This is a genomic window from Clostridium sp. MT-14 (genome assembly GCF_042436595.1).
Taxonomy (GTDB): Bacteria; Bacillota; Clostridia; order Clostridiales; family Clostridiaceae; genus Clostridium_B; species Clostridium_B aromativorans.
This window is the reverse complement of the sequence record NZ_JBHMIY010000032.1, coordinates 16,204-30,460: the sequence shown is the minus strand read 5'-3', so window position 1 is coordinate 30,460 and position 14,257 is coordinate 16,204. Positions and strand designations below refer to the sequence as shown.

Genomic DNA, 14,257 nt, shown 5'->3' with positions numbered 1-14,257 from the left:
GGGGGTCTGACCCCTAAAACAAATATCCTACGATATGCGTTTCCTGTATATTCTTCAATATATCTTCTGCACCTTTACTGTCCACTGCCGCAATCACTGAAGTCTCCGGTCCTCCTGACTTTTTAACATCTACACCACAGTCTTTTTTCATATGGTACTTTAAATTATTGTACAATGCAAGCTGCTCAGCCTCATAGGCTATTCCCCTGGATCCTACTGGAACCATTTCATATACAAAATCATTCTGCAATAACCTATACACCGTTTCATAATTGATTATTTCCCTATCACCATTTAAATTTACCTCATCTCCCACTTTCGGCATACCTATGCATATTATCAACGCTTCCCCCTTTACATTATTTACTTTTAAATCCTCAGAAGCCGCCAAACCCACTGCAGTTACCCCAAGACCTGTAGAAATAGTAGTAAAATTTTCTTCTGTGCTGCCTGTCAAGATCACATCTCTAAATCCTGCATATTTTATCTCTTCTTTTATCCCTTTAATTATCTCCACTCCCGTATTATCCATCTCATTGCAAATAGTATTTGTAATGGTGACGACTTGTGCCCCTGAACAGATCACTTCCAGCAGAACTACTCTGGCAGTATACCTTCCCACATAAAAAGGTGGTACTTTAAATACATCTCCCTTTTTAATTCCAATACCCCCGCAGCTGTCACAGGCTATGACCATAGTCCTAATTTCATCCAATTTTATCAAGCTCAAATCCCTTATCTTCTTTATTTCCATCGTTTTATACTTCCCGGTAAAAATTTATATATGACATGTGCTATTAAAATATTCAGTGCAGCCGCCAGTATTAACAGCGGAAGCATGGCCAGAACAGCTTTTCCCATTATAGGTATGAGCATAAATACGGATAACGGGCCGTTAATCAAAATTCCAACTACCCCCGATAATATTATTGCCATTATTTCTTTGGATCTGGAAAAAATTTTATATACTATTCCGAATAAAAACATGGTAAGTGCCATATCTACCATGACTATGATATGTATTGGCAGGCTAAGCGGAAAGCCGCTGACAGCTGCCGTCAATAGATGCCCGATTGCACCTATTACCGCTCCATACAAAGGCCCCATAATCAATGTGCCCAGAAATCCTGCAGTAGAATCAAAAGCTATACTTCCAGCAATTTTTATATTGGCACCTATAAAACTCAATGCTATAAAAAGTGCCAGTACAACCAATTTTTTTGTTTTCATAATCTTATCATCCCCTTTCTTCCATTATAAGTGAATTAGGGAAAAAATGCACTGGTTTTAATTGGCCAATGCATCAATTTCATATTAAGTTACAGGTACTCTATACCCAAAAGAATGCCATACTCCAAAATTATCCTTTACATTTATGCCTCTCTGACCTCCTGAAGCCGCATCAGCATAATAAGGATAATTTTTACCTTCCGTATAATGCCCCACATAGTCACCAGAAATATTTACAGGTACCGCATCAAAACGTATTTGACCACTGTTCACCATAATCACAGAAGTTGTCTGAGTGGAATCCCCATAATTTGATTCATGGGTTTGCTGGACACTGCTTTCAGGTATCAGCATATCAATATCTTCCTGCATTGCTGTTACAGTTTCCCCGCAATTTGGGGATCCTCCATTTCCCGACGGTATGCATAGACGCTGGCCTACCCGCAGATAATTTGGATCAACACCTGGATTCGCATCTAAAATGCTTTCTACACTTACATTGTATTCCCGGGCAATTTTATATAGAGTATCCCCAGGGCGAATTATTCTTGGAGTATAGTTTGGCAAACAAGCTGGTATACATATAATCTGACCTACCCGCAGGTAGTACGGATTTATTCCCGGATTCGCCGCAAGTATCCTCTCAAGGCTCACTTCCAATCTCTGTGAAATATTGTATAAAGTATCACCCGGCTGTATAGTATAAGGATAATGATTTGCAGAACACTGCCTATAATAATTATACATTATAAAAAATTTTTCCTTTACAATTAATTAGGGGACTTCCCTGTTTCAATTTATCCAGAAGACCCCTTCCCATATATACTATGAAATAAAATAACAAAATGTAACTTTTATATCCTTTCTAACGTCATTATTATTGTAAACATGTAACCATGAGAGGGGGACTTCATCTTATGAAGGAGGGTGAAAAGAACATTAAAGCAGAGGACATATCATATATTGAAAAAATGTGTGCGGATACCTGGAAATCATTATACCGTTTTATATATTTTAAAGTTCAGAATCGCGAAGAAGCTGAAGATATTACCCAGGAAACCTACTGTAAGGCTATTTTATATATGAAAAAAAGCAATGTGAGGATAGATAAATCCATGGGCTTTTTAAAAACCGTTTCATTAAATATATTGAGAGATAGGTGGCGTAAAAGCAAACGTCAAGGCAAAACAGTCAATTTTGACGATATAAATCCGGAAATGACAGCAATAGAAGATTACACAGAAAATATAGCACAGCGTGAAATTATACAAAATGCATTAAAAATTTTAAATAAAGATCAACGTACTGTCATTGAACTCAGGATATTAAAAGGATGCTCGGTAGCTGACACTGCCAGACTGATGAATAAAAAAGAAAGCACTATCAGAGTCATGCAATACAGGTCATTACAAGCCCTTAACAAAATTATAAAGGAAAAACATTGAGTATTGGAGGTGTGTATCCATGAATGAAAACGAAAAAAAGTTGTCAGATTATATTGACAGTTTAAATAAAGAAAAAAAACCTAGAGAACACGAAAATATGACTGAAGCACCTGAAATGGAAGAACTTTTTAAAACCGTAAGGTTGGTACGCAGTTTAAAGGAACCAAGTCTTCCAGAAGATGAATATGGGGAAAAATTGGCTGAAGCTGCAGGTAATAGGCTTTTATATATAAAGAATTCAAGGAAAAAAAGGAAAAAGTGGCTTCTGACAATAGCTTCTGCTGCAGCTGTTTCATTAATAATCATTTTGAATCTTACACTGCCTTTTGGCAGGAACAATATGACCTATGCAATGGAAAAAGCTTTCGAAGAGGTAAAAGCATATCATGGATTCCTTGAGATCGTAGAAATCAATGGAGCTGGAAAATCCATCATGCAGTCAAAAATGGAAGTATGGGCTGACAGGGAAGGAAGATATTACGTTAAAGGACTGGATGGCCCGCAAAAAAATTTGATTACTGTAAATAACGGCCAGAACAAATGGCAGATACAGCCTGAACAAAAGGAAGTGAATATATTTTCTGCTTTTCCCGATTCCTACAGCTTTACATTTGAAATAGGAAAAGAAATAGATGATGTGAAAAACGCACTCAAGACTAAAATAATAGGTGATGGCACCATTTCTGGAAGATCTGCCACTATAATGGAAGTAACCCCTCAAGGAGGAAGCCCATATAAAATATGGGTGGATAAGGATACTAAAATGCCGCTTCAAAAACAGACTTCCATGGAAAATTCCATTCAATACAAAATGTATTATACAAGTATCGGTTTTACAAATAGTATTCCTAAAAAACTTTTATCCTATACTTTACCAGAAGGCTTCAAAGAAATAGATACAAATTCACAGCAAATTGTAGGAAGCCTGGAGGATGCCAAAAAAATTACAGGTTTTACACCTAAAGTTCCTAAAAATATACCTGCATCATTTACCCAGGATAATATAACAGTAGCCAGCGATTCCAAAGTTGTTAAGATACTTTATATTTCAATGGACAATAAAAATAAAGTTGAAATTCTGCAGAAGAAATCCTCAAGTGAATTCAAGCCAGTATCCACTGCAGTTATTGGAAGGATAAACAACAGTGCAGCAGAAATTCAGTCACCAGTACAAAATGAAGTGGGCATTCTACAGGGTATAGACTCATACGCAGGTTCAACAGATATAAATTCGGTTAGGTGGCAGCTTAATGGCTTTGAATATGCCGTAGTTGGGAATTCGTCTTTAGAAGAATTGAAATTATTCATAAAAGGCCTTACCAACGGCATAGTGGACTTACCTTCATCAAAAAGAGGGAATTTAGCTAAACCTGAAGTAAAAGTTCCCGTAGATTTAAAAATAGAACAGGCAGAACAAAAAAATGCTGATAGAGGACATTCTCCATGGAAATTAGATCCTGTTTTCACATCCCAGGTTTTTGTAAGCCTTAAGATTTCACCTGAAGGCATTCAGGGTGATTATCCCATTAAATATGAAGAATTAAACGTACTAAAAAACACTGGGATAGATGCAGTAGTAGAGGTTGGTGGGAAAAATACCCCTATAAGAAAAGTATATCTAAAGAAACTTATAAGACAGGACAGTACTGGAATATGGACTGTAGTGGGATATGATCCAACTTAAATTTGCGTAAATCCTGATGTCATTCACCAGGATTTACACTTTTTATTTTAACAAAAAACTTAGTGACGGCAAAGTTAATACTATGAGCAATTAGTTATTAGTGTGTCCATCCAACCTATGTCTATACCTTTGCCAAATTTAATATTCAAAATATCTTGATATATTTTTTGTGTATTGCTATAATTATATTGTTAACCTTTATATAAAATTGAGTTCACAATAAACTGTATAAGGAGATATCTTTATGGATGAATTATGGAATGAAATACTGGAAATAGGTCAGAGGATCTTAAATGGAGGAAATATCACCAGGAAAGAAGCTGAAGCTCTGGGGAAATCCAAAGAAAGTGATATATTTTTGCTGTGCAGCTTTGCCAATAAAATAAGGGAAAAATTCAACGGAAGTGACGTGGATCTGTGCTCTGTGATAAATGCAAAATCAGGCAGCTGTCCTGAGGACTGCGCATTTTGTGCCCAATCCGCCCATCACCATACAAATGCAAAATGTTACCCACTTATAGATGAGGATAAAATTGTTGAAACCGCAATAAAACGTGAGAAGGCAGGTGCCAGGCACTGCGATATATGTACAAGCGGCCTGGGATATACCGGAAAAGAAAAGAATTTTAAGATCATATTAAACGCCTTTAGAAGGATGAAAGCAAATACCAATTTAAAGCTGTGCGCCTGTCTTGGAACTCTCACCATGGATGCAGCACAGCAGCTGGCAGATGCAGGCGTTGAACGCTACAACCACAACCTTGAGACAGCAAGAAGCTTTTTTCCTAAAATTGTTTCAACTCATGGATACGGCGAGAGAATTGATACAATACGCTATGCAAAAAAGGCCGGCATGGAAGTGTGCTCAGGAATGATCATAGGCCTCGGAGAAACCATAGAACAGCGCATTGAGCACGCATTCCTGCTAAAGGAACTGAATGTGGATGCAGTGCCTTTAAACGTATTGAACCCAGTTAAAGGCACAAGGCTCGAAAATGCAAGGCCCCTTCCTCCGCTGGAAATAATAAAAACTTTTGCCATAATGAGATTTATATTCCCTGATAAAAATTTAAGATTTGCAGGAGGAAGAGAAAAAAATCTCAAGAGTCTCCAACCTCTTGGATTTATTGCCGGCATAAACGGCATGCTGATAGGTGACTATCTGACTACAAGCGGGCAGGAGGTAAACAAGGATTTTCAAATGCTCAATGACCTGAATTTAACATATTGATGCAGCTAACGGAAAAGTGAAGAGTTAAAAATTAATAGTCTTACTAGATTTTCAGTATTTACTAAAAATCCTCATTTACTTTTAACTTTTCACTTCTCATTTTTAGCTTACCTCATCTAAATCATATATCCATGTCCAGTAAAACCGAACTCAAGCACTTTCCATGAGTATCCAGGGACAGTGACCTTGTAACCCCTCCGCCAAGAGCATCATACATGACAAAATTAAGGGCACAGATTTTGGGCAGTTCATATCTTATAACTTCTCCTTTTACTGTATCCCTAAACCAATTTTTTACTCTTTCGGCAGTGACAATTTTTTTAATCAGTTCATAATCATCATCCCTATAGGCTATAAGTGATATATTTGAAATATTTCCCTTGTCTCCCGTCCGTGAATGTGCAATATCCCTTAATTTCATTTCTATACCTCCTCATAGATCACTTTCGTGATTATATCTTTGTCAGGTACAAATATAGATGCAATTGACACTACATCCCTTGTATACTTTCTTGCTCCCCCTCCTCCTGAGGGTCCATTGGTATATAGGGCCTCAACTTCATTTCCTATCGTTTCCGCATCTTCTCTATTCAATGTTCTTGCTGCCACTCTGAGCCTTACTTCCTTAAAATCCGCTTTATTATCATTTAATATACTGCTTAAATGATTCCCATAAAGAGAGTTTACTCCTATAAAATCAATTTTCAATTCTTTTACAGGCAAATTTATATATTCAAGCCTCTTTTTTACTATTTCTCCAGCCAATCTGGCTCTGCCATAGGCTCCTGATCCCCCATAGCTTATTTCACCTTCTCCTATATAGCAATCTTTATAACCTATACTCACCTTGAATAAACCGGTTTTCTCTTTTCCACTTGCACCTTTTACTAAAACTTTATTTTTTTCAATTTCTTTCACAGTTACTTCTGAAAAATCTGCTATTACATCCGGTGTAAAATAATTTGATGGATCGTGAATCTCATACACAATCTGTTCTTTGCAGGTATGTTCAGTAACCATTCCCCCTGAATTCTCAAGCTTTGTTATGATTATATCACCATTTTCAGTTACTTCTGCTATTGGAAATCCCAAATTCCACAGCTTTGGTACATCCTTGTATCCAGGATCTGCAAAATAACCTCCTGTTATCTGACCTGCACATTCTAAAAGATGCCCTACTAAGATACCTTTACCAAGTATTTCATAATCACTTTTGCTCCAACCGAACTCAAACATCAACGGTGCCAAAGTCAATGAAGGATCCGCCGTTCTTCCAGTTACTACAATATGTGCTCCATTATTTAAAGCTTCTATTATACCCTCTACTCCCGTATATACATTTGCTGAAATTATCTGTGATTTTATAGAGCTCAATTTTTTACTATTTTCAAGTATTTCACAATTCATATACTTGTCCACCCGATCCAAAATATCATCTCCCAGCACTGCTGCTACCTTCATTCCCCTTATTCCCATATCCCATGCAATTTCTTTTATGACTCTAATTGCAGCTGCAGGATTTGCAGAGCCCATGTTTGTTATTACCTTTACTCCCTTTTCAACACATAAAGGCAGTATTTTCCTCATACGGCACTCAAGAAACTCATTATACCCTTTATCCCCGTCAAGCAACTTCTGCTGCTGGTTAATTGCTATGGTCCTCTCCGCCAGACATTCAAATACAATATAATCTATATTTCCATTTTCCATAATTTCCAGGGCAGGTTCTATTCTATCTCCCGCAAATCCTGCACCTGAACCTATTCTTATTTTTTTCATATCACAATAACCTCCGCGAGACAATTTTTTAAAAAGACTGCTTCAAATTTTACCCTGAGCAGTCTTCTCCATAAGAAATTTTTTTAGGCAAACTCCATAGCCTAAGAATTTCTTTATTAAATTCCGAAAAGTTTAAGCACCATCCAGCTGGATGCATAATAAGTCATGTACTGCACTCCGGTATGTACACCGAAGAACCTGTTTAATATACCTCCAAAGATACCGATTGTAATTGAAATTCCGACTCCTACAAGACCAGCTTCATAAAAAGATAAAACCGTTATCAATCCTACAAACATGCAGATTATAGCTTCCTGACTGACATTTCTTAAAACCCATGCACTTGCCGTTCTGGCATAATTCATAGATAATGGATAAGCTATGATGTAAGCTGTTATAATTCCTACCAGTCCATATAATGCAAATTGTCCCGGTGTCAACAGATTATGCAAATTGTGAACAGGCTGACTTGAAAACACAGGAGGGGCATTGAACAGTGGACCTGCCGGTCCAAGTCCTACCGGGCTAAGCGGTATTCCAAAAGCTATTAGTGGGATCAATGTCTCAGCTACATAAGTTGCTTCAGTTACAGCATTCATCACACTCAGACAGGTTGTCAGACGCTGGTATAAACTCTTTACTTTAGATGCCACTACTTCTCCAATCATTACTGTCATGCCTACAGGACTGAATGTAAAAGTAAGAGCAGAAATGCCGGCTCCCGCACAGGTATATGCAGCTTGTCTACGTGTTAGTATTTTAAGTGGATTAGGGAAATAACCCTTCCATGTCTTGAGTTCAGGAGCCAGCCAGAATTCTCTTGGTGAACTTTTAAGAATTGAACCATGGGTCACTGGTGATAAAAGAGTAATTATATCGGCAAACATGGGTCCGATGGCAATCCCGAGAAAGATTCCTATGGAAATACTTTGATGACCGGCACTGGCCAATTTAATAACACCCTGTAGAAATACGGCAAAAGGTATAAGCACAAATACACTGGCCCATTTACCTTTAGATGTATAAGCTATTATAATTGCCGCAATTGTAAAAATAACAGGTGCCCAAACTTCTACTATATGGGAAAATGGAGCAAGTAATGTGGCAAATCCAACTGAAATAGGCAGTGCAATAATCGCTCCAATAATTGCCCCGGAAATCATCTTGCGGAGGGCAACATGGGGAACTCCCAATCGCCTTAAAACATTTGCATATTCCAGAAGCGGAACGGCCATGGTATCTCCAGGCACACCCATTAAAGCTGTTGGAATGGCATGAGTCATATGTTTGGAAACGGCTCCACCGATAAAAAATGAAAATATACCTACAGGCGGAAATCCAAGTAAAATGATCAACAGCGTTATTGGCGCAACTGTGGCAGTTTCATCAGTTCCAGATATAAGTCCTATAAATGAGAAGATCACGCTGCCAAGAAGTGCACTTCCAACACCCCATAGTACATTGTGCAAAAGCAATGCATTCATAGTTTATCATCTCCTTTTCTTCATTTATTTTCTTTTTCTCCAGCAAATAGTTCATACAACTGGAGGCTTTTCATTTCTTCTATAACCTCATCTTCTACTGTCTTCAACTCTTCTCTTTCTTTATCCAGATCTATGTCGAGCTCTTTTAACACCAAATTCCGGTCTTCTTCAGAAAAATTTTTTTCCTGAAGGATACGTTTTGGCTTAAATAATTTAGCCGATATAAATGCACTTAGTAGAGAAGATAACATACCAATCAACAGTGCATAAGCTTTACACAGTTTCAATGGCGTTTGCGGAAAATGTACTTGAATAAAACTCAGGCTTAAGATAAAACATGGTAAACTAATAGCTATGCCAATAATAATTGCAAAAAAGAGATGTCTAACATTTACTGTATCGCCCCATATATCTGCATAAATTTTCTTTTCCATAAAATTAACCTCCATAATTAAATTGATAATGTTATTTTCTTGTATAAGTAAATATTCATTTACTTATACAAGATAGCTAATGCTAAGAGCTTAAATGCTAGAGACAAATTATATCAAGTGATATTTTTACTTAGAATATTTCTTCATAAGCTCCCGGGCATATTCCAGTCTTACGTTCTTTTCTTCAACCATCTTCTTTACAATCTTTTCAAGAATTTCACCTTTTGCACCTGCGACAGAAGCTATATTTCTGGCATGAAGAGACATATGCCCTCTTTGGATACCCTCTGTAGCCAAAGCCTTGATAGCTGCAAGATTCTGTGCCAATCCCACTGAAGCAATGATTTCTCCAAGCTCTACAGCATTTTTGACACCCAGCATCTTCACTGCAACTTTGGCTGTAGGGTGAATTTTCGTAGCACCTCCTACAAGACCAACTGCCATGGGGATTTCAATTGTGCCCACAAGATCTCCATTTTCATTCTTCTCCCAAGTTGTAAGGGATGTATACCTTCCTGAACGTGAGGCATAAGCATGGGCACCTGACTCTATTGCCCTTGTATCATTACCAGTAGCTGTTACCACAGGGATAATTCCATTCATAATCCCCTTGTTATGGGTAGCTGCCCTATACGGATCTGCTGCAGCAAAGGCATATGCGGTTATTATCTTGTCAACAACTTCTTCTCCACCTAAAGTCTCTTTTTTAATTGTCACCCTCGAACGAACAAGTCTGTGTACCGCCAGGTTAGACAAAATTCTCAAATATACCTTGCCTCCTGTAATTTTTTCAATAAAAGGTGCAACAGTTTCGGCCATTGTATTGACGGCATTTGCACCCATGGCATCCAGGGTGTTGACTTCAAGGTGAACAACAAGCATTTCCCCTACGCTGGATTGAATAACCCTGACTTCAATATCCCGAACACCGCCTCCGAATTTAACCAAGACAGGATCCTTGGAATCACAGATTTCAATTATTTTATCCTTATTCTCGTAAATCTTCATTTTCGCATAATTTGGATCCGCCACATCAATAACCTGAATCTGGGCAATCATAATGGAGCCTGTATTGCTTGCAAAAAAGCCTCCAGTCTCCCTGGCCATCTTAGCTGCATTACTGGCAGCAGCAACCACAGAAGGTTCTTCAATTACCATAGGTATAACATAGTCCTTACCGTTTATGATAAAATTAAGGGCAACTCCCATGGGAAGCTGAAAAGTGCCAATTACATTTTCAATCATATGATCTGCTTTATCTATATCAAGTGCACCTGGCTCTCTTATAATCTTTTGCTCCTCTTCTGAAATTCCCGTAAATTCACTTACTTCCTTAAGCCTTTCCTCTGGTGAAAGTTTGTAAAACCCCGAATAACTGCTTGTTTTCATTTTCCCCATCCTTTCAAATCCAATGATAATTTACTTATCTTTTATCAGCCGTCTGCTTACAGATTACTCCTCTGTATCAATCTTCATCCTCATAAAGGCAGAACCCATTGATTTCCCAAGAGAGTCCAACCTTATGGAAAGAGTTGCCCCTCCACCCAGTGCATGTTTCATCACAAAATTAAATCCCTTTAGAGTATCCACATCATACCTTACAATTTCTCCTTTTACCATATCCCCAAAATGTTCTTTTACCTTTTCTACCGTCAGGACCCTTTTCAAAAACTCATAGTCTTTGGGATCACGGGCAAATACACATACATTGCTTGTATCACCTTTATCCCCAGATCTTCCATGAGCCAGCTCCTTCAAATATACCTGAGCCATTTACTTCACCTCCAAAATATTTGACGTCAATTTCACTACATCTCTTGGGACAAGTGTAGGCCATAGGCCTATAACTTCCCTAACTTTAGCTCTTCCTCCAAAAAAGCTTGCTCCTGGAGGGCCATTTAGCTGCAGTGGAGAAATTTCAGGAATTATTTTATAGGCCTCCGATTTATCCAAAGTGCGTATGGCAATTCTTAAAACCACTTCATTCATATTTTTAACCAGTTCAGGATCCATGTTTGCAACATTTAAATGAAGCGCATTGAGTCCTAGATAATCTATTCTTATTTCCTCTGATTTTAAATTTTTGCGTTTCATCTTCTTCATCAGTATTTCTGCTGCATATTTTGCTTTTTCATAGGCATCCGGCCAAGCAAAGCTCAAATAGGTCTCCACTTTATAGCCTGCATGATATCCAACACACAACTTTAACTGGTCAGGACGTTTTTTGCCTTTTATTCCTGCGACTTCAACTCTGTTGTCACCATCCTGAGTAAGAGTGGCTTGGCTGATGTCAACTGTAACATCCGGAGTAATGTAATTGGCAGGATCATGCACCTCATACAAAAACTGTTCTTTACAGGACTGTTCACAAACAATACCACCGCAGTCAGGTGCTTTTGTTATATGAAGTTTATCCTCTGTAATTTCTGCAATAGGAAATCCCAGTTCATCCATCCTCGGGACTCCACGCCAGTCATAATCATAGTTACCCCCGGAACCCTGCCCTCCACACTCAAGTAAATGCCCAACCATTATGCCTCTCGCAAGGTTGTCATAATCATCCTCAGCCCAGCCAAATTCATACATGAGCGGCGAGAGAAATAGAGCCGAATCCGCAGCCCTTCCTGTAACTACTATGTCAGCCCCCTGCTCCAGGCACCCTACAATGGGTTCATGACCATGATATACATTTACATTTAAAATTTTGTCCACAATATCGCGGAAGTCCCCTCCATTGTCCATATTTTTAAACTCAACACCCTGGGCAAGCAATTCAGGTATTTGTGATTTAAGATCATCTCCCAGCACATACCCAATCTTATAACCTGACATCTTCTGTTCTTTTGCAATTTCTTCAATTTTTTTTACACAGCCAAGAATATTCATTCCGCCAGCATTGGATATGATTCTGACGTTTTTTTCAAAGCTCTCTCTTCCAATTTCCCCTATCAGATTCACAAAATCCCTTGCATACCCTGCTTCCGGATTTTTGTTCTTCTGTCTTTGCATAATGGAAAGAGTTAGCTCTGCAAGATAATCACACCCCATATAATCAAGATTACCTCTCTTGACCATATGTATGGCAGCATCATTGCTATCACCCCAAAATCCCTGTCCACCACCGATACGTATTTTTTTCTTATCCATTCTGATACCTCCTTCTGCTTCGTACCATATTCAATGAGCAAGCATTATGCCAATATTTTTATTATAGTAGAAATGAGGTAGTTTAAAGGTTTTCACTTTCAATGTGAAAACCTTTTTAAATATCAGTGACAATCTTGCCACAGTTTGTATAAAAATCAGTGTTTACTTTTAGCCCTACATGTTTACTTTTAGACACTGATAATTTTGTATTCCTTTAATTTACGATAAAAAGTTCTGCGGCTGAGTCCCAACAGCCGCATGGCTTTACTTCTATTGCCATTACTTTCTGAAAGAACATCTGTAATCATCTTTTTTTCAAAACTCTTTACCGCTTCCTTTAAAGTACCATGGGTGTATTCAGATCTATTTCTCTCTTCTGTAATTTCCCCAATGGATTCTTTGATGTGGGGAGGAAGATAAACAACATCAAAGCAATCATCCAGACACATAATCACGGCATATTCAATACAGTTGCACATTTCACGAACATTGCCCGGCCAGCTGTAGGAATAGAAAAACGAGTGTACCCTTTGAGAAAAAAATACCTGCTTTCCATACTTCTTGTTGTACTTTTGCAGAAAATGATTTGCCAGCAATCCCACATCTTCACCCCGTTCTCTCAGCGGAGGCACTTTAATCTCCACAATATTCAACCTATAGTAAAGATCTCTCCTGAATTTTTTCTCCCTTACCATTCTTTCAAGGGGCTGGTTTGTTGCAGCAATCAACCTGACATTTACAGGCACATTTTTCTGTCTTCCAATTTTCTCTATCTCTCCCTCCTGCAGTACCCTCAAAAGCTTTGCCTGCATTGCCATGGGCATGTCACCTATTTCATCTAGAAACAGAGTTCCACCATTGGCCAGCTCAAATTTTCCCATCTTTCCTCCAGATTTTGCACCTGTAAAGGAGCCCTCCTCGTAGCCAAAAAGTTCACTTTCGATTAAACTTTCAGGAACAGCTGCACAGTTTACAATTATCATTGGTTGAGATTTTCTCTCACTATTTGAATGTATGAGCTTCGCAATCAATTCCTTTCCAGTTCCATTTTCGCCTTCTATCAATACAGACGCTTCTGTCTTCGCCACAATCAATGCCTGTGAAACGGTTTTTAAAAAATTTGAGCTTTCTCCAATAATCTCTAGTTTCAACAATTTATTTTGCGCTTCAATCTGCTCTTTAAAGCGCAAAACAGCTTTATTTGCCTCCTCTACTTTTCTTCCCAATTTTACAATTTCAGTTGCATCTGTAAAAATCGACACAACCGCTTTCAGTTCTCCATCCTGTTCAATAGGATATATGTGCACTGAAACATATTTATCCAATGTCTTTATATACTGCTTATCTTTAATAATAGGTATTTTTGTCCTAAGTACATTCAATATCTCCGCTCCTGGCTCTACCTTCCGCATCTGTTTTCCTATAATTTTACTTATTGGAACTCCAAGGATTTTCGTATAGGCATCATTTATATAAAAAATTCTTCCTTCTGCATCAATTGCAATAACTCCCTCTTGAAATTTATCTACAATATTACTTATCATACTGGTATTTGTGCTGTTGATAAGATATCTGAACAAATCCCTGTCTATTTCTCCCACCTTATTGTCAGCATCATCTATTACTTCATAAGCTGAATTATCCCATAAGGCATGAGCAACATTTACGCTGTATATACAACAATTTTTATTTATACCATCTTTTATGCGCTTTTTCCCATTCCAGGGCACCATAATATCCTTTATCCTCATTTTTATCCCCTTTCAACAAAATAATAATTCACTATCGTAATAAACATATCTCCTGATAATAGTATATCCCGC

14 protein-coding genes are annotated in these 14,257 nt (G+C 38.0%); 3 read left to right on the top strand and 11 right to left on the bottom strand.

The features are described from left to right. Positions 1 to 13: 13 nt before the first annotated feature. From ACFHWD_RS17135 to ACFHWD_RS17125, 3 genes are all read right to left on the bottom strand, one after another. The gene (locus ACFHWD_RS17135; protein WP_378062790.1) at positions 14 to 754 is read right to left on the bottom strand and encodes an AIR synthase related protein; all 741 of its coding nucleotides are present in this window, start codon (positions 752 to 754) and stop codon (positions 14 to 16) included. Continuing rightward, positions 745 to 1,230: an ECF transporter S component gene (locus ACFHWD_RS17130; protein WP_378062789.1), complete on the bottom strand. Its 486-nt coding sequence runs from the start codon at positions 1,228 to 1,230 to the stop codon at positions 745 to 747. The genes ACFHWD_RS17135 and ACFHWD_RS17130 overlap by 10 nt, the downstream gene beginning before the upstream one ends. Positions 1,231 to 1,314: 84 nt before the next feature. Then, positions 1,315 to 1,977, bottom strand: coding sequence for a LysM domain-containing protein (locus ACFHWD_RS17125; RefSeq protein WP_229980802.1), 663 nt, complete (start codon positions 1,975 to 1,977; stop codon positions 1,315 to 1,317). Positions 1,978 to 2,147: 170 nt separating this feature from the next. On the opposite strand from ACFHWD_RS17125, the gene ACFHWD_RS17120 reads away from it, so the two are divergent. From ACFHWD_RS17120 to bioB, 3 genes are all read left to right on the top strand, one after another. Beyond that, positions 2,148 to 2,675 carry an RNA polymerase sigma factor gene (locus ACFHWD_RS17120; RefSeq protein WP_229980800.1) on the top strand — a complete coding sequence of 176 codons (528 nt, stop codon included), beginning with the start codon at positions 2,148 to 2,150 and terminating at the stop codon, positions 2,673 to 2,675. Positions 2,676 to 2,694: 19 nt separating this feature from the next. Beyond that, on the top strand, positions 2,695 to 4,359 hold the full coding sequence (locus tag ACFHWD_RS17115; protein WP_229980798.1) for a sigma-E factor regulatory protein RseB domain-containing protein: 1,665 nt from the start codon (positions 2,695 to 2,697) through the stop codon (positions 4,357 to 4,359). A gap of 244 nt (positions 4,360 to 4,603) precedes the next feature. Beyond that, entirely contained in the window at positions 4,604 to 5,590 is a 987-nt protein-coding gene (gene bioB / locus ACFHWD_RS17110; protein ID WP_229980796.1) for a biotin synthase BioB, read from the top strand. A gap of 121 nt (positions 5,591 to 5,711) precedes the next feature. Here bioB and ACFHWD_RS17105 read toward each other — a convergent pair whose 3' ends face one another. From ACFHWD_RS17105 to ACFHWD_RS17070, 8 genes are all read right to left on the bottom strand, one after another. Then, complete coding sequence (locus ACFHWD_RS17105; RefSeq protein WP_378062788.1) at positions 5,712 to 6,011, bottom strand: hypothetical protein; 300 nt, start codon at positions 6,009 to 6,011, stop codon at positions 5,712 to 5,714. A gap of 2 nt (positions 6,012 to 6,013) precedes the next feature. Further along, the gene (locus ACFHWD_RS17100; protein WP_229980791.1) at positions 6,014 to 7,369 is read right to left on the bottom strand and encodes an acyclic terpene utilization AtuA family protein; all 1,356 of its coding nucleotides are present in this window, start codon (positions 7,367 to 7,369) and stop codon (positions 6,014 to 6,016) included. A 116-nt stretch (positions 7,370 to 7,485) separates the two neighbouring features. After that, the gene (locus ACFHWD_RS17095; protein WP_150356599.1) at positions 7,486 to 8,853 is read right to left on the bottom strand and encodes a tripartite tricarboxylate transporter permease; all 1,368 of its coding nucleotides are present in this window, start codon (positions 8,851 to 8,853) and stop codon (positions 7,486 to 7,488) included. A 20-nt stretch (positions 8,854 to 8,873) separates the two neighbouring features. After that, positions 8,874 to 9,287, bottom strand: a complete 414-nt coding sequence (locus ACFHWD_RS17090) for a hypothetical protein (protein WP_150356600.1) — start codon at positions 9,285 to 9,287, stop codon at positions 8,874 to 8,876. Between the two features lie 126 nt (positions 9,288 to 9,413). Then, positions 9,414 to 10,676 carry a hydroxymethylglutaryl-CoA reductase, degradative gene (locus tag ACFHWD_RS17085; RefSeq protein WP_378062787.1) on the bottom strand — a complete coding sequence of 421 codons (1,263 nt, stop codon included), beginning with the start codon at positions 10,674 to 10,676 and terminating at the stop codon, positions 9,414 to 9,416. A 63-nt stretch (positions 10,677 to 10,739) separates the two neighbouring features. After that, on the bottom strand, positions 10,740 to 11,060 hold the full coding sequence (locus tag ACFHWD_RS17080) for a hypothetical protein (protein WP_150356602.1): 321 nt from the start codon (positions 11,058 to 11,060) through the stop codon (positions 10,740 to 10,742). After that, positions 11,061 to 12,434, bottom strand: coding sequence for an acyclic terpene utilization AtuA family protein (locus ACFHWD_RS17075; protein WP_150356603.1), 1,374 nt, complete (start codon positions 12,432 to 12,434; stop codon positions 11,061 to 11,063). Between the two features lie 188 nt (positions 12,435 to 12,622). Beyond that, complete coding sequence (locus tag ACFHWD_RS17070) at positions 12,623 to 14,185, bottom strand: sigma-54 interaction domain-containing protein (protein WP_378062786.1); 1,563 nt, start codon at positions 14,183 to 14,185, stop codon at positions 12,623 to 12,625. Between the last annotated feature and the right edge of the window lie 72 nt (positions 14,186 to 14,257).

What these genes read in the sequence shown, in the direction of transcription:
- ACFHWD_RS17075 (WP_150356603.1), bottom strand. Translation starts at nt 12,434, where the DNA reads ATGGATAAGAAAAAAATACGTATCGGTGGTGGACAGGGATTTTGGGGT.
- ACFHWD_RS17080 (WP_150356602.1), bottom strand. Translation starts at nt 11,060, where the DNA reads ATGGCTCAGGTATATTTGAAGGAGCTGGCTCATGGAAGATCTGGGGAT.
- bioB (WP_229980796.1), top strand. Translation starts at nt 4,604, where the DNA reads ATGGATGAATTATGGAATGAAATACTGGAAATAGGTCAGAGGATCTTA.
- ACFHWD_RS17085 (WP_378062787.1), bottom strand. Translation starts at nt 10,676, where the DNA reads ATGAAAACAAGCAGTTATTCGGGGTTTTACAAACTTTCACCAGAGGAA.
- ACFHWD_RS17135 (WP_378062790.1), bottom strand. Translation starts at nt 754, where the DNA reads ATGGAAATAAAGAAGATAAGGGATTTGAGCTTGATAAAATTGGATGAA.
- ACFHWD_RS17100 (WP_229980791.1), bottom strand. Translation starts at nt 7,369, where the DNA reads ATGAAAAAAATAAGAATAGGTTCAGGTGCAGGATTTGCGGGAGATAGA.
- ACFHWD_RS17130 (WP_378062789.1), bottom strand. Translation starts at nt 1,230, where the DNA reads ATGAAAACAAAAAAATTGGTTGTACTGGCACTTTTTATAGCATTGAGT.
- ACFHWD_RS17115 (WP_229980798.1), top strand. Translation starts at nt 2,695, where the DNA reads ATGAATGAAAACGAAAAAAAGTTGTCAGATTATATTGACAGTTTAAAT.
- ACFHWD_RS17125 (WP_229980802.1), bottom strand. Translation starts at nt 1,977, where the DNA reads ATGTATAATTATTATAGGCAGTGTTCTGCAAATCATTATCCTTATACT.
- ACFHWD_RS17120 (WP_229980800.1), top strand. Translation starts at nt 2,148, where the DNA reads ATGAAGGAGGGTGAAAAGAACATTAAAGCAGAGGACATATCATATATT.
- ACFHWD_RS17095 (WP_150356599.1), bottom strand. Translation starts at nt 8,853, where the DNA reads ATGAATGCATTGCTTTTGCACAATGTACTATGGGGTGTTGGAAGTGCA.
- ACFHWD_RS17090 (WP_150356600.1), bottom strand. Translation starts at nt 9,287, where the DNA reads ATGGAAAAGAAAATTTATGCAGATATATGGGGCGATACAGTAAATGTT.
- ACFHWD_RS17070 (WP_378062786.1), bottom strand. Translation starts at nt 14,185, where the DNA reads ATGAGGATAAAGGATATTATGGTGCCCTGGAATGGGAAAAAGCGCATA.
- ACFHWD_RS17105 (WP_378062788.1), bottom strand. Translation starts at nt 6,011, where the DNA reads ATGAAATTAAGGGATATTGCACATTCACGGACGGGAGACAAGGGAAAT.